15 protein-coding genes are annotated in these 21,552 nt (G+C 45.4%); 10 read left to right on the plus strand and 5 right to left on the minus strand.

Annotated elements, in window-relative coordinates; translation table 11 throughout:
* The first annotated feature begins 214 nt into the window (after window positions 1-214).
* From AVL57_RS15560 to AVL57_RS15575, 4 genes are all read left to right on the plus strand, one after another.
* Window positions 215-892 (plus strand): DUF7010 family protein, encoded by a 678-nt coding sequence (locus AVL57_RS15560; protein ID WP_231751131.1) that lies wholly within the window; start codon window positions 215-217, stop codon window positions 890-892.
* 124 nt (window positions 893-1,016) lie between these two features.
* A complete protein-coding gene (locus AVL57_RS15565) occupies window positions 1,017-1,346 on the plus strand; it encodes a DMT family transporter (protein ID WP_057789799.1) in 330 nt (109 codons plus the stop codon).
* Between the two features lie 15 nt (window positions 1,347-1,361).
* Entirely contained in the window at window positions 1,362-2,555 is a 1,194-nt protein-coding gene (locus AVL57_RS15570; RefSeq protein ID WP_057789797.1) for a sensor histidine kinase, read from the plus strand.
* 50 nt (window positions 2,556-2,605) lie between these two features.
* Window positions 2,606-3,211, plus strand: coding sequence for a response regulator transcription factor (locus AVL57_RS15575; protein WP_057789795.1), 606 nt, complete (start codon window positions 2,606-2,608; stop codon window positions 3,209-3,211).
* 95 nt (window positions 3,212-3,306) lie between these two features.
* Here AVL57_RS15575 and AVL57_RS15580 read toward each other — a convergent pair whose 3' ends face one another.
* Window positions 3,307-5,571 (minus strand): TonB-dependent receptor, encoded by a 2,265-nt coding sequence (locus AVL57_RS15580; protein ID WP_057789793.1) that lies wholly within the window; start codon window positions 5,569-5,571, stop codon window positions 3,307-3,309.
* Window positions 5,572-6,318: 747 nt separating this feature from the next.
* Here AVL57_RS15580 and AVL57_RS15585 point away from each other — a divergent pair.
* The 6 genes from AVL57_RS15585 to AVL57_RS15610 all read left to right on the plus strand — a co-directional run bounded on the left by AVL57_RS15585 (window position 6,319) and on the right by AVL57_RS15610 (window position 14,882).
* On the plus strand, window positions 6,319-6,987 hold the full coding sequence (locus AVL57_RS15585) for a GntR family transcriptional regulator (protein ID WP_057795938.1): 669 nt from the start codon (window positions 6,319-6,321) through the stop codon (window positions 6,985-6,987).
* A 23-nt stretch (window positions 6,988-7,010) separates the two neighbouring features.
* On the plus strand, window positions 7,011-7,886 hold the full coding sequence (gene prpB / locus AVL57_RS15590) for a methylisocitrate lyase (protein WP_013782842.1): 876 nt from the start codon (window positions 7,011-7,013) through the stop codon (window positions 7,884-7,886).
* Window positions 7,887-8,238: 352 nt separating this feature from the next.
* Window positions 8,239-9,363 carry a bifunctional 2-methylcitrate synthase/citrate synthase gene (gene prpC, locus AVL57_RS15595; protein WP_057789789.1) on the plus strand — a complete coding sequence of 375 codons (1,125 nt, stop codon included), beginning with the start codon at window positions 8,239-8,241 and terminating at the stop codon, window positions 9,361-9,363.
* Window positions 9,364-9,390: 27 nt separating this feature from the next.
* A complete protein-coding gene (gene acnD / locus AVL57_RS15600) occupies window positions 9,391-11,982 on the plus strand; it encodes a Fe/S-dependent 2-methylisocitrate dehydratase AcnD (protein WP_057795936.1) in 2,592 nt (863 codons plus the stop codon).
* A 335-nt stretch (window positions 11,983-12,317) separates the two neighbouring features.
* A complete protein-coding gene (prpF, locus tag AVL57_RS15605; protein WP_057789787.1) occupies window positions 12,318-13,496 on the plus strand; it encodes a 2-methylaconitate cis-trans isomerase PrpF in 1,179 nt (392 codons plus the stop codon).
* Window positions 13,497-13,646: 150 nt separating this feature from the next.
* Window positions 13,647-14,882 carry a response regulator gene (locus AVL57_RS15610; RefSeq protein ID WP_057789785.1) on the plus strand — a complete coding sequence of 412 codons (1,236 nt, stop codon included), beginning with the start codon at window positions 13,647-13,649 and terminating at the stop codon, window positions 14,880-14,882.
* A gap of 24 nt (window positions 14,883-14,906) precedes the next feature.
* On the opposite strand, the gene AVL57_RS15615 is transcribed toward AVL57_RS15610, so the two are convergent.
* The 4 genes from AVL57_RS15615 to AVL57_RS15630 form a co-directional block, all read right to left on the minus strand.
* Window positions 14,907-16,085 (minus strand): ROK family transcriptional regulator, encoded by a 1,179-nt coding sequence (locus tag AVL57_RS15615; RefSeq protein WP_057789783.1) that lies wholly within the window; start codon window positions 16,083-16,085, stop codon window positions 14,907-14,909.
* Window positions 16,086-16,159: 74 nt separating this feature from the next.
* Window positions 16,160-17,389, minus strand: coding sequence for a glycerate kinase type-2 family protein (locus AVL57_RS15620; protein WP_057789780.1), 1,230 nt, complete (start codon window positions 17,387-17,389; stop codon window positions 16,160-16,162).
* Between the two features lie 11 nt (window positions 17,390-17,400).
* Window positions 17,401-18,975, minus strand: a complete 1,575-nt coding sequence (locus AVL57_RS15625; RefSeq protein ID WP_057789778.1) for a sodium:solute symporter family protein — start codon at window positions 18,973-18,975, stop codon at window positions 17,401-17,403.
* Window positions 18,976-19,058: 83 nt separating this feature from the next.
* Window positions 19,059-21,512, minus strand: a complete 2,454-nt coding sequence (locus AVL57_RS15630) for a TonB-dependent receptor (RefSeq protein ID WP_057789776.1) — start codon at window positions 21,510-21,512, stop codon at window positions 19,059-19,061.
* Window positions 21,513-21,552 lie beyond the last annotated feature (40 nt).

Raw genomic sequence — 21,552 nt, forward strand, 5'->3', positions numbered from 1 at the left:
TAATTTTAATCAACTATTTTATTGCCTCTGATTGAGGCGTTGAATGTCCGTTGTTTGTCTATAGCCGACTGTCATACCCTGCCCGAACCCACAAACTATTCATGACAAATGTCATGTTACTTTGCTTACCTTTGTGACTAACTAAAACTCTCCACGCACTACATACTTTCATCACTGCTTACGCACTTTTATTTATCAACTAAAAGGCATCGTGATGAACACACAAACACTAACGCTAGAACAGCAACGCGACATTATGAAACAACGCCGCTTTATCGCCATGCCACTGGCCGGCACATTAGTTTGGGCGGCAATTGGTTGTGCATCGCCTTTTTTCAATGAGGTAATTCAAACTTGGATGCTCTACCTTGGAACCGGCGCTATTTTCTATATTGGTTCAGGGCTTTCTTATTTAACTGGCGAACGCTTCTTTTCGAAAGACCGCCAAAATACTGAATTCGACACCTTGTTTTTTATTGGAATGGCCATGGCATTACTGGTATTTGCCATCGCCCTGCCCGTTGCCGCTATCGACCATACTACGCTTCCACTCAGTATTGGCATACTCACTGGGCTTATGTGGATGCCGCTATCGTGGGCTATCCAACACTGGGTTGGCTACTTTCACACTATTGCCCGTACCTTGGGCATTCTCATTGCTTGGTATGTGTTTCCAGAAGCTCGTATTGAAGCCATATCAGCGGTTATTGTGGCGGTGTATTTGGTCTCGCTCGTTACCCTAGAATCTAGGTACCAGAATATTAAACTTGCCACTTCGAACGCCGTTGACGGCACTGCAACTAGTGCTACAAATACCTCTGCCACTGACACAGGCTCTACTTCACGGGCCAATCCAAAGGTTGCCACTAGAACTTCGCTAGCTTCTTTTTGAAGAAAGGGGTTTTGTCAGGAGGTCGCTATACACTAGACCCTTTTTAAACTAGAGCAAATTTAGCCCAAAAATCTCAATTAACCGAGACACTATTTCGACCTAAGGTTTATACCGGAGAAAAAACATGACTTATTTATTACTCGCCCTAGCCATTGTGACAGAGGTCACTGCCACCTTATTACTAAAAGCCTCAAACGGCTGGGAGAAATGGTACTTCGGCTACGGCGCTATCGCGTTTTACATGATTTCAGGAATACTCTTTGCCACTGTACTCAAGCATATGGGGGTAGGTGTTGCTTATGCTATATGGTCTGGAATGGGTATTGCCCTTATTACCGCAGCCTCTGTCATCTTATGGAAACAAACTTTCGACTTCTATGCTGCAATGGGTATTATATTAATTGTTTCAGGTACTTTGCTTATCACCAGCAAGTCTGCCGTTGTATTTCAATAAGGACGAAATACCTAGATGAATAGCAGTTCAATAAAAAGCAATGCTCAGGCACAAGTTCCCGCATTACCTTTGCTGGCACATGGACGTAAGAAGAAGTGGTCGTACAGCTCGTTAATTTTTTCGCTGTTCTATTTTGTTCCACCGCTATTCATGCGAGATGCGCCTTCCAATGGGGTAATGGCGCTTATTGTTATGGGCTTTGTCACCTTTGTTTTTCTTTACGTACTGAGTGTAAATCAACCTGTAAATCGCCTGCCTTATTACCTAACGGGAATGATTTTATTAGCCTATACCACCAGCTTGGTTAACCCGGGTGGCACGGTGATTTTTGGCTTTGTTAGCTTTATTGTTGGCTACTACTATCGCTTCAGTATTGGCATTATCTTGTTACTGGCAGTATCTGCTTCGCTTATTTTTATGAAAGTGTATTTATACCCTACCGGTTTGTTTTTTTTCCTCGCCGCAGGGGCAAACATCGCTGTACTATTTGGCTTTGGCGTAATGGAACGCAAAGAAACCCTTTTCCAACAAAAGGAAGCGAAACACGCTGCCGCATTGGGCACTTTAAGTGCTATTGCCGAACGAGAACGCATAGGTCGTGATCTTCACGATGTGGCCGGCCATGCATTAAGCAGTATTTCGTTGAAAGCTCAAGTGGCCGACAAGCTACTAACCAAGGGCCGCACTGCTGAAGCGCAAGCAGAAGTAAAAGCATTGGCTCAGCTTTCTCAGCAATTGCTCAGTGAGATTAGGCAAACGGTAAGTGGCATTAAACAGCTATCGTTGCGCGAAGAAATAGCTAAAAACATGGCTAAATTGTCTGAGCAAGGCTTTGATGTAATGAGCGACGTGGTAAGTGATGCAGTGAGCGATGTAGACGAGAGCCGCTTCACTCACCTTACTCCTCTTACTCCCCTTCAAGAAACCCAATTGTCGTTAATTATAAAAGAAGCGACTACAAATATTCTGCGCCACAGCAAGGGCAATCAAGTAACGCTTACCCTTCAATGCACAAACGATATATTGAACCTTGTTATTGCTGACAATGGTAACAGTCGCTGCAAAACAGAGGGCAACGGCGTTCAAGGTATTCGTGAGCGGGCTGAACTCATTAATGCAACAGTTGAGTTTCAGTGGGGCTCACCAACGGTGCTTACACTTCAATTACCGCTACTTGCTAAACATAATAGTAGCGAGCCGAGCGCATAGTGCATGTGCACATAGATAAAAATGACTAATTTCATATCGAGCAACCAGCAATGAATCGAATCTTAGTAGTAGAAGATCAATCTTTAGTGCGTGATGCTATTGCCACCTTATTGTCGTTAGAAGACGACTTTGAAATAAGCGGGAAGTGCGCCAACGGACAAGAAGCTTTAGATTGGCTTGGCGCGAACAACGCACCCGATATTATTCTTACCGACATTGAAATGCCCTTAGTATCGGGGCTAGATTTAGCAGAAAAGCTAAACGCTTTATCTATAAGCAGCAAAGTGGTGGTAATGACCACATTCTCTAAACCTGGCTATATAAAGCGAGCGCTGGCATTGGGCGCTAAAGGGTTTGTTCTAAAAGAGGCCGACAGTGAGTACTTAGTGAATGCGCTACAAAAAATAGCAAAAGGTGAAAGGGTTATTAGCCCTGAACTTGCGTTAATGGCGCTGGATGACAGTAACCCGCTTTCGGCAAAAGAAAGTAAAGCGTTAAAGCTCGCAGGAGATGGATTAAAAACCCAAGATATCGCGAAAACGCTATTTTTATCAGAAGGTACTGTGCGTAATTATTTATCTGAAGCTATAGCAAAACTAGATGCAACAAACCGTGTCGATGCTGCCAGAATCGCAAAACAAAAAGGCTGGTTATAAACCAGCCTTTTTGTTTGCCTATATCCGCTGCATTTAGTACAAATGCAGCGGTTATTTTTTTGCTCTTAAGCTTTTTAGCTTACTCAATTCGTTAATTAAAACTCAGTTGAGAAACGTACACCAAATTCGCTCGCGTCGTTGCTTAATACTTGCAGAATATAATCGCCCGTATTCAAGCGAGCATTGTCATAACGCTCATCAAAAATGTTACGACCATATAATGCAACCGTGTAAGCCTCATCCGCTGGCGTGTACGCCACATCGAAGTTAACTAATTCGCGGCTTTCAATTTCTGTCATGCGAGCAGGCTCTGAGCTAGGCTCACCGTACATGTCTGCGCGGTATGAATAGTCGATACGAGCGCGAATTTTGTCGCCACCTTCAAGGTCGAAAGTATACGACGGGCCAATCGCAAACGTTAAATCAGGCGTTAATGGCGCGACAGGGTTAAAACCGTCTTGCTCATCAACTTCAACATCCATGTAACCAATGCTGGTTAGCATGCTGAAGTTGCCTACGTTCAAGGTAGTGTCTAGTTCGATACCGCGAGAGGTTTGTTCAACCACTAAGTTTGCTGTATCAAAACCACCTTCGCTTACTCGGCTAACTTGGTACGGAAGATCTTCAAACTCAGTGTTGAATACTGCAACGCTTACGTCGAAGTATTCATTAACACGACCTTTAACACCCACTTCGTAGTTCACAGCAGTGATGTTATCAGAAGCGACGAAACAGTTGCTCGCATTAACTGCCGCTACTGCATTGTCTAAATCATCAAAACCGCCAGCGCCAAAGAACTCGCCAATCAAGCAATAAGGGCGTGCTGGATATTGACCAGACTGATACCCATTTTGAATAGTGGCATAACCTGTCATGCCATTTTCAAAGGTATAGTTGGTGGCCAGTTCCCAGGTAACTTCATCCCAATCATTTGCATCGTAAATAGTGCCAAGGGCATCAAATACGTTTGCAGACGCGTCTTTTTCATCTTCAGTGTAACGAATACCACCAGACACACTAAGCTCGTCAGTTAAATCATGACGAAGGTTTAGGTATACCGCTTTACTTGTGGTTTCTTGGTCGAGTTGAAGGGTGTTTCCACCGCCATCGAAACTTGAATCGCTACCTTGGCGGTTGCTACCTTCTTCATTGAAATAATAAAGGCCAGCAACGAAGTCAGTGTACTCATTGATGTAACCATTTAATTGAACTTCAATTGACGTTTGGTCGGCTTCACCGCGCTCTGGGTATTGGTCTAACGAGTAAATAGTACCATCATCATCAAGCCCAGCTTTGTACTTAGATGTACGACGGCTCGCTACTACCTTGGCGGTATAGTCATCGCTAATATCCCACTCTGTAGTTAGAGACACACCGCGGGCTTCATTCGATACGCTAGTCACTTCAGGTGTGCCAGTAGCGTTATCGTATATATCATACCCTTCTGGGGTAACATCGGTATTTCTAAGTTCTAGCCCTAAGCTGTTTGTGCCAGCATAAAAACGCCCTTCTGGCATTTCATCAATAAGCACAGTATAAGGACGTAAACCACCATCACCATTATTGGCATCGGCAGTTAATACCATACGGAAGTCATCAGACGGCTCAAATTTTACCGAGATACGACCTGAAATATCTTCAGTTTCACCAACATCATATTCTGCATTAGGTACGTTAATGAACTCGCCCAAACCATCACGGGTGTTGTAAGCAAGGTTCATGTTAAATGCCAAGGTGTCAGATAATGCATGGTTCACGAACAAGTCAGTTTTAACACGACCGCGAGTACCGAACTCTGCATTTACTTTGGTAACATCGCCTTGATCTGGCTCTTTGGTGATGATGTTAATAGCACCACCAATCGAGTTACGACCATAAAGTGTACCTTGAGGACCACGAAGTACCTCAATACGCTCGATGTTGTTCAAGCTCCAGTTTTGACCTACTTGGCGGCCTAAATACACGCCATCCACATACACACTTACACCTGGATCAGTAGTGATAAGGTGATCTTGAAGACCAATACCACGAATGAAAGGGTTTACTGAGGAAGTGTGACCCGCTGAGAAGCCAGTTACGTTTAAGTTTGGAACAAACTTACCAACATCCGTTAAGTCAGTAATGCCTTGTTCAGCTAGCATATCACCGTCAAATGCACTAATTGCAATTGGTACTTCATAGATAACCTGAGGGCGCTTAGTCGCAGTAACGGTAATGGCTTCGTACTTTTGCTCTTCAGTTACTTCAGCTTCTTGAGCAAATGTAGAAAAAGAAATAGCAGGTACAGTTAGTGCTACTGCCAAAGCGACAGGCGAAAGCTTACTGGCGAGTGTCTTAGACACGTCAGTATTCGTGATCATGTGTAACCCCTTTGCGAGAGTGTTTAGTGTCGAAAATTTATTGTTTTTAGGCTGCTTCACGTTCTCTTTGGAACTTTAAAAGCCAGTAAACTCACAAATAGAGGGTGTTACGAAGCGTAACGTTTAGCTGATTTATGGATATCCTTATGAAAGTGGCGTGTATCCCTACTGGTATCAATGTCACTTTCTCTACCCTACCAGCCCCCATCTACTCACGACTGGAGTTTTGGCTTGAAGACTGGAAAAATATGATACTGACTTCCTGATAGCTTGCATAGCGAAATATTGCACTTTTATTAAATTGAGCTTTTAAAATTAGACCAATTGGTTAGGCTAATTACTCATCAATGCTTTCTTCACTAACCCTGACTTTTTGTCTAATAATCATACTGTTAGGTAGCAATGTTAAACGCTTTCTACACAACTGTGTGCGTCAGGTTTACTAGACCATTTAGACAATCATTTTTTCTCTGCTTCTGCCGAGCGAGAAGTTGAACTGCTTCGCTGGCAATCAATGTTTAGGCTCATAATAAATGAGTAGGGCCTCGCGTATGTGTTAACCCAAGGGATAGATAGCCTAGGCAAAGGTAGTCTATGCTACAAACCGTATTTACTCGCCCTCAACTTAGTTTGAACATTTAAAACGACCGGCACTTTGTCGACAATTAATAGCAATTTAGTTTGACCAAAGCCTAAATCACCCCTATATTGTCGACATGTCATTATTTTAGGGTGCCTAACTTGTCGGTGCAAATAGACCTAGAAAAGCCTGTAACAAATGCAGATAGAACCTTTTTTCAATTGCGTAAAGACATTGTAGAAGGGGTTATTCCTGCGGGCTCCAAACTCAGTGAAACTGAGTTGTCGACAAAATATGAAGTCAGCCGCGCGGTTATTCGCGAAGGAATTAACCGACTTGCTGCCTGCCACCTTGTAGAACGCAAAGCCAACGTAGGAGCCAAAGTTGTTTCCCTCACCCCAGAAGGGCTTATTCAACTTTATCAAGTACGAGAAGCGTTAGAAGGTATGGCAGCCCGCTTAGCCGCTAGGCATATGAGTGATGAAGAAGTTGCGTCACTGCAAGCCTTATTAGATTCCCATTTCAACACAGTAAAAGACGCCCAGCTTTATTACCAAGAAGCGGGAGATGTAGACTTTCACTACCGCATCGTCACTGGCAGTAAGAACAATCACCTGATTAGCGTGTTAATAGATGGACTCTATCATCTTGTACGCATGTATCGCGTGCAACTTGGTATGGCTGGCCCACGAGTAAGCACCGCTTTCGATGAACACAGACATATTGTGAATGCCATTGCGAATCGCGATGAAGAGCTAGCCGAAATGCTAATGCGCCGCCATATTCTTTATTCAAAGAACAATATTGAAAACAAACTTAGCCCCACACCAACCTAATTTGAAACCAGAGAGTGTTATTTATGAGTGCAGGAAAGAAATTCAGACAAGCACTGGCCGACAATAAGCCACTGCAAATATTAGGCACCATTAATGCCTATACCGCCATGATGGCAAAATCTATCGGCCATAAAGCGATATACCTCTCCGGTGGCGGCGTTGCCAATGCTTCATACGGTTTACCCGATTTGGGCATGACATCACTTAACGACGTTATTGTTGATGTACAACGCATTACATCAGCCTGCGATTTACCGTTATTGGTAGACATAGACACGGGCTGGGGCGGCGCATTTAATATTGCAAAAACCATTCGCGATATGGAAAAAGCCGGTGCAGCAGCTGTTCACATGGAAGATCAAGTCGCGCAAAAGCGCTGCGGCCATCGCCCTAACAAAGAAATTGTGAGCACTGAAGAAATGGTCGACCGAATTAAAGCCGCGGTAGATGCTAGAACCGACCCCGACTTTTTCATTATGGCGCGAACCGATTCTTTCGCACAAGAAGGATTAGAAAAAGCCATTGAACGCGCCAAGGCTTATGTAGCCGCTGGGGCTGACGGCATATTCGCAGAAGCGGTAAAGACTGAAGAACATTACCGTGCATTTTCAGAAGCGCTAGACGTCCCTATTCTTGCCAACATTACCGAATTCGGACAAACCGAACTATGGAACAAAGAACAGCTTGGCGAATGGGGTGCCGCGATGGTGCTTTACCCACTAAGTGCCTTCCGCGCCATGAACAAAGCCGCTGAAAACGTGTACCAATCAATACTTGATAATGGCGATCAAAAAGCCGTTGTCGACACCATGCAAACCCGCATGGAGTTATACGATTACCTTGGCTATCACGACTACGAGCAAAAGCTCGACGAACTGTTCGCCAAGGGCAAAGGCTAACGGCTGGCGGCTAAAGCTGCTTTGGCTACGGAGGTCACTTTGGCTGCGGAGGTCGCTTTGGCTGCGGAGGTCGCTTTGGCTGCGGAGGTCGCTTTGGCTGCGGAGGTCGCCTTGGCTGCGGAGGCAGGGATACGGCGCTGCCACGCCGTAAACCCATCCATGGGGGCTCCGCCTCGGCATCCATGCCTCGGAGGGGCAGCGCTCGTATTCCCTGCCTCCACATCCGCGGCCTCGAGCGACAATTTGCATCGAGTAATATTTTGTTAAAAGCAGCAATTTTTCATAACGATTGTTGAATTAGAAAACTAAACAAACTTTTGTACCTTACATACACAAGACCGGAGACAACAAGATGGCTAAACAATTAAGTGGCGCGGGATTACGCGGCCAAGTTGCAGGAAAAACAGCACTGTCTACTGTAGGCGTATCAGGTTCTGGCCTGACATACCGTGGTTACGATGTAAAAGATTTAGCAGCCAGTTGCCAGTTTGAAGAAGTAGCTTATCTTATTTTAAAAGGTAAATTGCCTAATCAATCCGAGTTAGATGGATACAAAACCACACTTCGTAGTATGCGCGGATTACCCCAAGCCCTTAAAGATGTGCTAGAGCGTATTCCAAAAGACGCCCATCCTATGGATGTACTTCGTACGGGTTGTTCTATGTTGGGTAATCTTGAAATGGAAAACGATTTCAGTGAGCAGGGCCATGCTACCGACCGCATGCTGGCCTGCTTCCCAAGCATTATCTGTTACTGGTATCGCTTTACTCACGATGGCGTTCGTATTGATGTAGAAACCGATGACGATTCTATCGGTGGTCATTTCTTGCATATGCTACACGGCGAAAAACCACGTGAGCTACATGAACAAGTGATGCACGTTTCACTTATTTTGTACGCAGAGCACGAATTCAACGCATCTACCTTCACCGCTCGTGTGTGTGCCTCAACATTGTCTGATATGCACTCATGTGTCACTGGTGCTATTGGCTCACTTCGCGGTCCATTACATGGTGGGGCTAATGAAGCAGCCATGGAAATGATTGAAGGCTTTACCTCAGCCGACGACGCTGAAGAAAAAATGATGGCTATGCTATCGCGTAAAGACAAAATCATGGGCTTTGGTCATGCCATTTATTCTGAATCTGACCCACGCAACGAGATTATTAAAGGCTGGTCTGAAAAACTGGCAGCCGATGTGGGTGACAATGTGCTTTACCCTGTTTCTGTACGCTGTGAAGAAGTGATGTGGCGCGAGAAGAAGCTTTTCTGTAACGCTGATTTCTTCCATGCATCAGCCTACAACTTTATGGGTATTCCTACTAAGTTGTTTACCCCTATATTCGTAATGTCTCGCCTAACCGGCTGGGCAGCCCACGTGATGGAACAGCGCGCTGACAACCGCATTATTCGTCCGTCAGCGGAATATACAGGTGAAGATATTCGTGACGTACCTCCTATGTCTGCACGTAGTTAATGACTAAGGCTTAAAATCATGAGTAATATGAATTACGAATACCGTAAACCTCTGCCTGGCGCAGGAATCGATTTTTTCGATACCCGCGAGGCAGTGGAAGCCATTGAACCTGGCGCCTACGACAAACTTCCCTACACTTCTCGTGTGTTTGCTGAAAACTTAGTGCGCCGTTGTAACCCAGACGCACTAACAGAGTCACTCAAGCAGTTTATTTACCGCAAGAACGACTTAGATTTTCCGTGGTTTCCTGCCCGGGTGGTATGCCACGATATTTTAGGGCAAACCGCGTTAGTCGACTTAGCTGGTTTACGGGATGCCATTGCCGCAAAAGGCGGCGATCCGGCGAAAGTAAATCCTGTAGTGCCTACCCAGTTAATTGTCGATCACTCATTAGCCGTTGAACATGCGGGTTTTGAACCCGACGCGTTTGAAAAAAACCGCGCTATTGAAGACAGACGTAACGACGACCGTTTTCATTTTATCGACTGGACTAAATTAGCGTTTAAAAACGTGGATGTGATACCGCCAGGTAACGGCATCATGCACCAAATCAATTTAGAGCGGATGTCGCCGGTTATTCAGTCTCGCGATGGTGTAGCCTTTCCTGATACCTTGGTTGGCACCGACAGTCACACCCCGCATGTTGATGCGCTAGGCGTTATTGCTATTGGTGTGGGCGGCCTTGAAGCGGAAAGCGTTATGCTAGGGCGCGCCTCTTACATGCGCCTACCCGATATAGTGGGTGTCGAGCTTACGGGTAAACCACAGCCAAATATTACGGCTACCGATATTGTACTTGCCCTTACCGAGTTTTTACGTAAAGAGCGCGTGGTGTCTTCTTATTTGGAATTTTATGGCGAGGGAACCACTCACCTCACCCTTGGCGACCGCGCCACTATTTCAAACATGACACCCGAATATGGCGCTACCGCGGCCATGTTCTACATCGACCAACAAACTATCGATTATTTGCGTTTAACAGGCCGAGAAGAAAAGCAAATTGCGTTAGTTGAACAGTATGCCAAACACACTGGTTTATGGGCAGATTCATTAGCGAGTGCCGAATACGAGCGTGTTCTTACCTTTGATTTATCATCAGTTGGCCGCAACATGGCTGGCCCATCGAATCCACATGCTCGTTTAGCCACCAGCGATTTGGCACAGCGCGGTGTCGCCAGCGCATGGGAACAAGAAGAAGGCAAAATGCCTGATGGCGCAGTAATTATTGCTGCCATTACCAGTTGTACCAATACATCAAACCCTCGCAATGTAATTGCAGCAGGCTTAATTGCCCGCAATGCAAACCAGCGTGGTTTAACCCGCAAACCTTGGGTGAAAAGTTCATTAGCCCCTGGATCTAAAGCAGTAAAACTGTATTTAGAAGAGGCCGATTTAATGGGCGAACTAGAACAGTTAGGCTTTGGTGTAGTGGCCTTTGCCTGTACAACGTGTAACGGTATGAGCGGCGCGCTAGACCCTAAAATTCAGCAAGAAATTATAGACCGAGACTTATACGCCACAGCGGTACTTTCTGGTAACCGTAACTTCGATGGTCGTATTCACCCATATGCGAAACAAGCCTTTTTGGCCTCACCGCCATTAGTGGTGGCGTACGCTATTGCGGGCACTGTCCGTTTTGATATTGAAAAAGACGTGTTAGGTATTGATAACGACGGTAACCCGGTCACGCTTAAAGATATTTGGCCAAGCGATGAAGAGATTGATGCCATTGTCGCGAAAAGCGTGAAACCAGAGCATTTTCGTAAAGTGTACGAGCCTATGTTCGACTTAAAAGTGAATACTGGCAGCGACATTAGCCCGCTATACGATTGGCGTGAAATGAGCACCTATATTCGCCGCCCACCTTATTGGGAAGGCGCGATGGATGCTGAACGTACCATGACGGGCATGCGTCCGCTGGCTATATTGGGCGATAACATTACTACCGATCATTTGTCGCCCTCTAACGCGATTATGGCGGCGAGTGCGGCAGGTGAGTATTTGGCGAAAATGGGATTGCCAGAAGAGGACTTTAACTCTTATGCCACCCACAGGGGCGATCATTTAACGGCGCTTCGCGCCACCCTTGCGAACCCGAAAGTGTTCAACGAGATGGTGCTTGAAAATGGCGAAGTGAAGCAAGGTTCGCTGGCTCGCATTGAGCCTGAAGGCAAAGTGGTTCGCATGTGGGAAGCCATTGAAGCCTATATGCAGCGCAGACAGCCACTAATTATTGTGGCGGGCGCCGACTATGGTCAGGGTTCTTCACGTGATTGGGCTGCTAAAGGTGTACGCCTAGCTGGGGTAGAAGTAATTGCAGCGGAAGGCTTCGAGCGCATTCACCGGACCAACTTGCTTGGCATGGGTGTATTACCCCTTGAGTTTAAACCGGGCACAACCCGTAAAACGCTTGAGCTTGATGGTACTGAAACCTACGACGTTAAAGGCGAACCTGCACCGGGTGCAACATTAACCTTGGTGGTAAATCGTACTAATGGTGAAACCCTCGACGTACCGGTAACTTGCCGTTTAGATACCGCTGAAGAGGTATCGATTTACAGCGCAGGCGGTGTACTTCAGCGTTTTGCCAAAGACTTCTTAGAAGCTGAAGCTACTTAGTTATCGCTGGGATAGGGGAAAGTAATGTCGGTACCGGGCACGCCGTAAATACGTCCCTGTAGGCTCCCAATTCGCATCCATGCGAATTGAGGGCCCTGAACCGACATCACCTTTCCCCTACCATTCTCCAACAACGTTAATTAGAAGATGAATTTAGGTGGTGGATTTAGAGGTTGTTCAGGATTTGAATGTTTACCTCCTCTAACTACAGTATGGATTGGTGTGTTTTGAGCGGGGCTTAATCGTTATCACTCTTAGTAAGCAACCATCGCAACCAGCCAATGCCACCAATCATCGTAAAAAACCATTGCCATCACTCAAAAAAGGAATAACCAATGAAGCATGCTCCTCAAATTCGTGTACCGGCTACTTATATGCGTGGTGGCACAAGTAAAGGTGTGTTCTTTAACGTATCTGATTTACCCGAAGCAGCTCAACAGCCTGGCCCTGCGCGAGATGCGCTATTATTGCGTGTAATTGGCAGCCCAGATCCTTACGGCAAGCAAACTGATGGCATGGGTGGCGCTACATCTAGCACCAGCAAAACCGTACTTATTAGTAAGAGCGAACACGACGGCTACGATGTTGACTACTTATTTGGTCAAGTCTCTATCGATAAGCCTTTTGTAGATTGGAGCGGTAACTGCGGTAACTTAACTGCCGCCGTGGGCGCATTTGCAATCAATAATGGACTGGTTGATGCCAGTAAAATTCCAGACAACGGCGTTGCCGTAGTAGATATTTGGCAAGCTAATATCAGCAAAGCCATTATTGCCAAGGTGCCTATTACTAATGGTGAAGTGCAAGAAACTGGCGACTTTGAGTTAGACGGAGTGACGTTTCCAGCCGCTGAAGTTGAAGTTGCTTTTGTCGATCCTGCCGATGGCGAGGGGGCGATATTTCCTACCGGCCGTTTAGTCGATACTCTTGAAGTGCCTGATGTAGGCTCTTTCAGCGCCACTATGATTAACGCGGGTATTCCTACTATCTTCATCAACGCGGAAGACATTGGCTACACGGGTACAGAACTGCAAGATGATATTAATAATGATGATACCGCCCTTGCCAAATTTGAAGCTATTCGGGCTTATGGCGCAGTTAAAATGGGGCTAATCAACGACATTGGCGAAGCGGTCACACGCCAACACACCCCCAAAGTAGCTATGGTTGCGCCACCTAAAGGCTATAAGGCCTCTAGTGGTAAAGACATTTTGGGAAATGACATTGATGTACTCGTGCGCGCTATGTCTATGGGTAAACTGCACCACGCCATGATGGGCACGGCCGCTGTAGCCATTGCTGCAGCCGCAGCTATTCCCGGCACATTAGTGAACCTTGCTGCTGGCGGCACAGAACGTGAAGCGATAGTTTTCGGGCACCCATCTGGCACCTTGCGTGTAGGTGCAAAAGCTAGCTTCGAAAACGATAAATGGAACATTGAACAAGCGGTCATGAGCAGAAGCGCCCGTATTTTAATGGAAGGTTGGGTTCGCGTACCCCCAGAGCAGAATTAGTTGGCAGTACAAAATTTAACCCACTGAGGTGTAACAGCTTTTTTCGCTTATCGCGAAGGTAGACTTCAGTATAATATTGCGCTCCTAGGGGCGCATTGTTCCTACATTTTCGTTATTCTTGGCGTCTAGTTTCTAAGAGCCGATGTCGTCATGAATAAAGTATTGGTGGTAGAAGACAGCCTAACCGTCCGCAAAATTTTAAGTAAACTGTTGGAAGACAATCCTTACCTTACGCCAGTCCTTTGCAAAGATTTTGCCGAGGCTACTCGGGAACTTGAAAAAGGGAGCGATTTTCTCGCCGCTATTGTGGATTTGAATTTACCTGATGCCCCCAATGGGGAGAGCGTAGAACTCAGCTTATCGTACTCAATACCCACCTTGGTGTTAACGGGTAATTTTGATGAGTTTACGCGTTCGCAGCTTCTCGATTTAGGCGTACTTGATTATATAACCAAAGAATCTCGCTATTCCTACAATCAGGTTATTAAACTCATTGATCGCTTGAGAAAAAACCTCACCACTAAGGTACTTGTTGTTGAAGACTCTGTTACCAGTCGAAACTATATCTGCAGCCTGCTTAAAAAATTTCAATTCCAAATATATGAGGCAAGTGATGGTAGAGAGGCACTTAACGTGCTTTCTGAACATCAAGATATCCGCATGGTAATTTCTGATCACCGTATGCCGAATATGGATGGATACGAACTGATCAAAGCCATAAGACACGAGCGTCGCATGCAAGACTTAATCTTTATTGGACTTTCCGGTACCAATGATGGCGTACTTTCCTCCAAATTTATTAAAAGTGGCGCAAATGACTTTCTTTCTAAACCTTTCTATCACGAAGAGTTTTTTTGCCGAGTGATGCAAAATTTAGAAGCACAGGAAATGATTCAAACCATCAGGCAGTCTGCCAATATCGACCCCCTTACTCAAGTTTACAACCGCCGCTACCTTATTGAGCAAGGTGGGGCAATACTAGCCCAAAACACACTCTTCTCTGGGGTAACGGTATGCATGATTGATATCGATAATTTTAAAGAAGTAAACGACAACCAGGGCCATAAAGCGGGTGATATGTTGCTTCAAGAGTTTGCCACTCTATTAAAAGAACATTTTAGTGAAGATTTAGTGGTTCGCTATGGGGGTGAAGAGTTTACAGTGATATCTACCCGAGCGTTGAAGGAACACCTAGGGAACGTTTCGCAATTTATTAATCTTGTACGAAGTACACACTTTACGCAGCACGAATTAAGCATAACGTGCAGCATTGGTATTTGCGCAGAAAAACACACTAACCTTGAGACGCAAATTGATATAGCCGACAAACGGCTTTATCAAGCTAAGCGTACTGGTAAAGATAGAATTGTTGCCAGTGACAGTTAACGCTACATCCTTCTGATGCGGTGACTAAAGAAACCACTCTCTTAAAGGTAGCGTCGCCGCGCCTACTGCAACAGGACTCCTAGTGACTTTCGCGCACACAATTTCAGGTAAGGGGCGCTTTGCGCCTCGTCTAAACTGCGCATAAACATCGATTCGGGGAATTACCTTTTCTGCCAGCTGGGTAGGGATATGCCCACCAATTATAATGGCTTGACTGTCGAGTAGCGCTGAACTTGCGGTGGCGACTAAATCAAAAGAATCCTGAACCTTGTAAATCCATTCATCTACCCCAGGCCAGTTAGGATCGAAGATTTCATTTAACTTATAAATTGAAGGCACGTCGACGCCATGCTTTGACAAGATTCGCTGTAGCAATTGCAAGTTAGGATGGCTGTAAAGCTTGGCTGGAAGCATGTCTCCGAGCTCGCCGGCGTTGCCATGCGTACCACGAATCATTTCGCCGTTGTTCACCAGCCCACCGCCAAACGCACTTGAAACAAACAAGTACACAAAATTCTTGTACTGTCTTCCTACTCCTGCAATACCCTCACCGGCTGCCGCGCCAGTACCATCGTTAACCACCCAAGTAGGCAGTTGAAAGGCTTCTGCAACAGTTTCTGCAATGTTAATATCCGCCCACTCTTCAATGGCATGGTGGGTATTCATTTTTCCATCGGTGGAACTGAAAAAGCCAGAGATCCCCACTCCAATACCTAAAATTCGGTCAGTAGGAATAGCGTGGGTATCAATCAATTCATTCGCCATTGCTACCGCTTTTCGCAATACCGATTCAATACCCATATCACCAAGCTCAAGAATTAAGGTATCGACAACCTCGCCAGTAAAATCCAGCACAGCTACCGAAATGGCATCAAGTAGTACCGATAAACCAAACGAATAGGCGAACTTTGGGTTTGGCGCTATGCCTGATGCACTTTTTCCTTTCGAAGATTTGGTTGCAGTGCTGCTTTCTCCTTTTTCTTCGTTAACTCGAAGTACGCCTTGCTCAATCAGTCCTTTCACAAGTCGTGACACGGTTTGCTGAGGAATTTGAGTCTGCTCTGCTATTTTACTTTGCGTGGTGTTCATGTTCCAAAACACTTCACGCACAATAGCGCGAGGGTTATCCGGTAATAATTTATCACCTTTGCTAACAGTAAAAGCCGATCGTAAAAGCTGATTATTTTTAATAGACGCAAGCATAATTAGCACTTCATTAACGTAGGAGGGCAAGGTATAAAACCGAATTATACCCTTGCCATGACACAGTTGCAGTTTTAAAAAACACAAATAACGCGAAAGTCGTTTACGTTGGTGCGAGTGGGCCCAATAATAATATGATCTTTTAAGCCATCAAAAAACGCAAAACTATTGTGCTGTTTGATAAGTTTTTTTAAGTCTAGCCCTTTTTCTGATGCGCGAGAAAGCGTACTTTCATCAATATAGCCTCCCGCTACATCTTTGCTGCCATCAACCCCATCGGTGTCAGCGGCAAGCGCACATATACCTGCTTGCTCTTGTAAGGCTTCGGCCAATACCATCAAATACTCTTGGTTTGGCCCGCCCTCGCCTTCTGTATCACCCAAGGTTACTGTAAGTTCGCCACCAGAAAACAATAAGCAGGTTTTACCTTTTCTTTTATAGTCTAACGCTATCTCAGCATGACGTTTTGCCACCTCGGCAGCTTCGCCAGTTTCAGCGTAGCTAATAACGTGCGTATTCCAGCCCTCGGTTTGTGCACTTTTAACCGCAGCATCTATTGCCGTATTCGCGTTGGCAACAATGTGATAATCACCACTTATTTTGGGCAACGGTGGGGCGTGCTTCAAATGTTCGGCAATACCACTGTCTTCATCCCAGCCATATTGTTCTAATATAGCAAGTGCTTCGTCAGGGGTTGAGTTATCTTGTACCGTTAAACCAGACGCAATAAAGGCGGGGTTATCACCCACAACATCCGATATCACCAAAGACGTGTTTTTACCTTTACTGGCTGCGGCTAACCGCCCTCCTTTAATTAATGAAACATGCTTTCGTACCGTGTTCATTTCTTCAATACTGGCACCACTTCGTAGTAAGAACTTATGTAGTATCAGTTTTTCTTCAAGAGTAACGCCCTTAGCCGGTGCACAGGCCAGCGCAGAGCCACCACCAGAGATAAGAAAAATAACCTGCTCGTTTTTCGGTACACGGCTAGCGATGTCCATTAAGGTATTAGCCGCTATAACACTGTTTTCATCGGGTACCGGATGAGAAGCACTCATAACCTTTATGTTCCCGGTTGAGCCCGTGGCTTCGTACCCATAACGGGTAACCACCGCACCGTAAGCATTGTTGCCAAAATAACGATAGGCCTCTTGAGCCATATCGGCGGCGGCTTTACCCGCGCCTAATATGCATACCCGCTCGTAAGGAGACAAAGCGGTAAAATAAGGACCAAGACACGCTTTAGGTTTACTTACATCTACCCCTGAAAGATAAAGCGAGGTTAAGAAATCTTTATTCATAGCACATCCTGTTAGCTAAAAAGTGATGGTAAAATCATGCAGGTTATCACCATGAAAGCGAAAAATGCGCTTAGTAAAATGATGTCTTTCCACGTTAAAATTGAATGGAAAGTTAATTTTTGCAGTGCTACCCCTTTTGGGTGATGTGTAGGCCACACAATGCTAGTAACCCACGCTACCGAACATGTCACCACAAACCCAATCACGTTCCACCAGAACCAGAACACATCGGGTACAAATAACCACACTATGATATTAGTGCCTACGCCAGCGATAAGTCCTAGGTTCACATGCCGTCCTTTAAGCGTTTGGCTTAATACTGCCAACAAGAACAGCGCTAAAATAGGGCCATAGAAAACCGATCCCACTTTATTGATAGCTTCAATAATAGTAGGCGCAATATTACCTGCGAACAGTGAAAGCACTAAGGTAATAGCGCCCCATACCAGCCCTGTAAACTTAGCCAAACGCAGGTAGTTAGAATGCTCTAAGTCTTTATTGGTAATGCGACAATAGTCTTCAACGGTAACCGCAGACAATGAATTAATGGCCGAACTAAGTGAAGACATAGCCGCTGACAATATGGCTACAATCAGCAAGCCGATAAGCCCGTGTGGCAAATAGTTAAGAATAAACGTGGGCATTAACCAATCAGGGTTATTGGCTGGAATTTTTTCAAAGAAATCTAAGTTTGTTAACGCTAGCGTACCGACAATAAGCCCTGAAAAGCAGTACAGCAAGGTGATCGGAAAACGTACTATGCCGTTTGCCACAATCATTTTTCTTAGGTCGTTTTCATTCCTAGCCGATAAAGCGCGCTGCGCCTGTGTTTGGTCACAGCCATAATAAGATGCATATAAAACAAGGCCACCAAATAGCATAGGTAGAAAGCCAAACCCATCACCATTGAAGCCGAATGACGTAAAGTTAATCGCCACTAAACGTTCTTTTGGCACCTCGGCGATAAGCACATCTAGCCCACCTAGAGCATTAAGGCCAATGGCGATACAAGCAATGGTGCCAAGCACTATAATAACCATTTGAATGGCATCAGCGTACACCACCGCTTTCATGCCGCCTTGAAGCGAGTAAAGCACGGTAATGATACCGGTCAATATTACCGCTTGCCAGGCTTCAATACCCATAGTGCCCTGTAGAATGATAGACACCGCATAAATCATTATTCCCGTGGCAAACGCACGGCTAAATTGAAACACAACGCTAATTAACACCCGCGTTGCGCGGCCAAAGCGTTGCTCAAGGTAATCATAAATACTAACCACGCCCGACTTATACAGTGTGGGCAAAACAGTACCTAGTAGCAATATCATCGCAATAGGAATTGCTAGCTCGTAGGAAAGCCAAATCATGCCCCCACCTTCACGCAACCCTACGAATGCAGGTGCAGAGATAAAACTAATAGCAGAAAGTTGAGTCGCCATGACTGAAAGAGTAAGGGGTTTCCAGCCTAATGAACGGCCGCCAAGAAAATAATCACCCTTGCTTTCTTGTTGTCGCATGGAAAAACCCATTACAAGCAAAGCACCCAAGTAGCCAACCACGACAATATAATCTAGTAAATTCATATGCGGTTCTTATTATGCGTTAGTAATAAAAAATGCTGATAGCGCCATACGGAACTATCAGCAATGGGGAGCGTCAACGTCGACTAAAAATCGTAACGTACACGCAGCGATACGCGGCGTGGTAAAATGGGACGACCTACAAAATAAGACTCGCCCGCCGTTTGGCTATTGCCAAGACGTGGAGATCCTTCTGTAACACCATCTGAATCAAACAAGTTCCAAACCGCGATACTGGTTCGAATGCGTTCGCCTTGTCCAAGCTCCCAGGTGTAACCTGTATCTAAACGGAACACATGGAAATCATCTAGCTCAACGGAGTTCGCATCATTGGTGAAGTTTTTTCCGTGGTAGTTGTGATAAAAAGAGATGTCCCAGTCATCTAGTGTGTAGCGCAGTGAAGAGTTGAACATGACTTTCGGCTTTCTGCGTAACTCGTTACCTACCACACTTGGATCAGATTCATACTCAGTGAACTCATGGTCGGTGTAGGTGAAGTTGGCATCGAAAATAAGGTCGTCAGTAATATTGTAGCTACCCACTACCTCAACCCCGTAAGCCTCGGTAGATTGGAAAACGGGCACTTCTACAGCAACGCCATTTTCATCATTTACAAAGTCGACTGAGCGGCGATCTTCAAGGTCGGTTTTAAACAGCGCTACCGTACCCACGAAATCGTTGAAGAAGAATTTGGCTCCAAGTTCCGCTTGCTTAACAATTTCACTTTCGTAAGTGCCTGGCTCACCGTTCGGATCGAACGCAACACCACGCAATTCTGGGAAGAAGAACCCTCGAGAATAGTTGGCGTACACATTGAAGTTGTCTGCCATTTTATACAATGCAGCAACTGAGTAAGCGATTTCAGAGTTAGACACGTTGCCATGTGTCAGGGCACCATTACCTGTGACGTTTTGCTGTAAATCGGTATAAAGAGAAGGGTCATCGTTTACAATTACTGTTTGGCTTCCTTCGCGTGTTATGGTGCCGTCAATATCTTCCCAGCGAATACCTACGTCAATAATCCAATCGTCGCTTTGCATTTGATCGGCAATATAGAATGCGGTTCTGCGAGCAGAAATAGTGGCATCAGAGAAGCTTATGCCTGGGCCTGTTACCCCGTTTTGACTAACAATAATGTCGTTGTTGTCGCTATCGGTGATGGTTAAATCAACCAATCTTGCTTGGTTGTTAAATTCACCTAAGTAACGGGTAATAACATTGTTGTCTTCTGCTTCTGAACTTGAAAAGAAGGTACCCACAGTAATGCTGTGAGAAAAGTCGCCTACATCTAGGTATTTCACAAGGTTAAGTTCAGATGAAAAGTCAGTAACCGGTCTGTCTCGGTCCAAAATACGGTTAGCAAATAACAAATCACCTTCAGGTAACGCAATATCGGTACCGGCATAGGTAAACTGCGCATCTTGAACATCGCCTAATCCACGGCTTGCTAAATACTCACTTTGCGTTTCGGGTACGTTGATAATACCGTCACCATCAAGGAATAGGTTAAATTGATGGTCGTAGCTGGCATACTTAGCACGAGCAAGCACGTTAAAGTCGTTGCCCAGCTCTTTTTGAAACTCCATAGAAATTGAGCCACCCTGAGTGGCCACACCTTCTTCAATGGGGGTTGTATATCTGCCGTTCGCGGTATCGTAGGATAAGCCAGAAGCATAAAAGGTTTGTGTCGATTCTACTTCGCTACCATCATTACCGGCTACGCGGTCTCGGCTTTGAGAATCCAGCGGTATAGGTAAAAAGAACTGCACTTCATCATCAATCGCTTGGCCGTAAATAGTGAAATAACCACTGCCATCATCAAATTCTTTGTGTAAGTTACCGCGAAGCTGATAACCCTCTGTAGGTAAACCAGTATCAATGGGGCCCTCATCGTAACGATAAAAACCTGATAGCGCGTAAAATAGCCCTTTTTCGTTAAGCGGGCCGCTAGTCGCAAAATCTATTCTTTTACGATTATTGTCTGATAGCTCAAGTTGCACTGTGCTTTCTGATTCTTCAGTGCCCTTTTTAGACAGGTAGTTAATGACACCAGCTACAGAACCTTGCCCAAACAAGTTAGATACACCGCCTCGCACAAACTCAACGCGTTCAATACCTAGGTCATTTCGATAGTAAACATCGTAAGCGGATGAGTTTAAGCCAAACGCACTCAATGTTGGCGACCCGTCATATAACAAAGGCGTAAATTGGAACTGACCTGAAGAAGGTAAACCGCGAACTTGTAAGTTAGTTGCTACTTCACCTCCACCACCTTCAACTTTAACGCCTGGAACATAACGCAGCACATCTGCTTGGCTACTCATCGAAAGCTTTGCCACTTCAGCCTCACCCAGTGAGGTTGTCGATTGCGGCGTTTCGGCAATTAGCCGCGCTCGGCTTGTCCCTGTTACGACAATCTGTTCGTAGTCGGCTTTATTCTTATCAACACTTTCTTCTTTGGTTTGCTGATTTGTATCTTGAGCTAATGCATTTCCTGCTAGTAGCGAAGAAATGGTAGTGGCTAGAAGTAGTTTGTTCACGGTGTATCTCCAATATGTTTTGGCATTTGGTGTTGCTAAC

The organism is Alteromonas stellipolaris (genome assembly GCF_001562115.1).
GTDB lineage: Bacteria > Pseudomonadota > Gammaproteobacteria > Enterobacterales > Alteromonadaceae > Alteromonas > Alteromonas stellipolaris.

Bases quoted from the DNA above. Each gene is read 5' to 3' on its own strand.
- AVL57_RS15560 (WP_231751131.1), top strand. From the start codon at position 215: ATGAACACACAAACACTAACGCTAGAACAGCAACGCGACATTATGAAA.
- AVL57_RS15565 (WP_057789799.1), top strand. From the start codon at position 1,017: ATGACTTATTTATTACTCGCCCTAGCCATTGTGACAGAGGTCACTGCC.
- AVL57_RS15570 (WP_057789797.1), top strand. From the start codon at position 1,362: ATGAATAGCAGTTCAATAAAAAGCAATGCTCAGGCACAAGTTCCCGCA.
- AVL57_RS15575 (WP_057789795.1), top strand. From the start codon at position 2,606: ATGAATCGAATCTTAGTAGTAGAAGATCAATCTTTAGTGCGTGATGCT.
- AVL57_RS15580 (WP_057789793.1), bottom strand. From the start codon at position 5,571: ATGATCACGAATACTGACGTGTCTAAGACACTCGCCAGTAAGCTTTCG.
- prpB (WP_013782842.1), top strand. From the start codon at position 7,011: ATGAGTGCAGGAAAGAAATTCAGACAAGCACTGGCCGACAATAAGCCA.
- prpC (WP_057789789.1), top strand. From the start codon at position 8,239: ATGGCTAAACAATTAAGTGGCGCGGGATTACGCGGCCAAGTTGCAGGA.
- acnD (WP_057795936.1), top strand. From the start codon at position 9,391: ATGAATTACGAATACCGTAAACCTCTGCCTGGCGCAGGAATCGATTTT.
- prpF (WP_057789787.1), top strand. From the start codon at position 12,318: ATGAAGCATGCTCCTCAAATTCGTGTACCGGCTACTTATATGCGTGGT.
- AVL57_RS15610 (WP_057789785.1), top strand. From the start codon at position 13,647: ATGAATAAAGTATTGGTGGTAGAAGACAGCCTAACCGTCCGCAAAATT.
- AVL57_RS15615 (WP_057789783.1), bottom strand. From the start codon at position 16,085: ATGCTTGCGTCTATTAAAAATAATCAGCTTTTACGATCGGCTTTTACT.
- AVL57_RS15620 (WP_057789780.1), bottom strand. From the start codon at position 17,389: ATGAATAAAGATTTCTTAACCTCGCTTTATCTTTCAGGGGTAGATGTA.
- AVL57_RS15625 (WP_057789778.1), bottom strand. From the start codon at position 18,975: ATGAATTTACTAGATTATATTGTCGTGGTTGGCTACTTGGGTGCTTTG.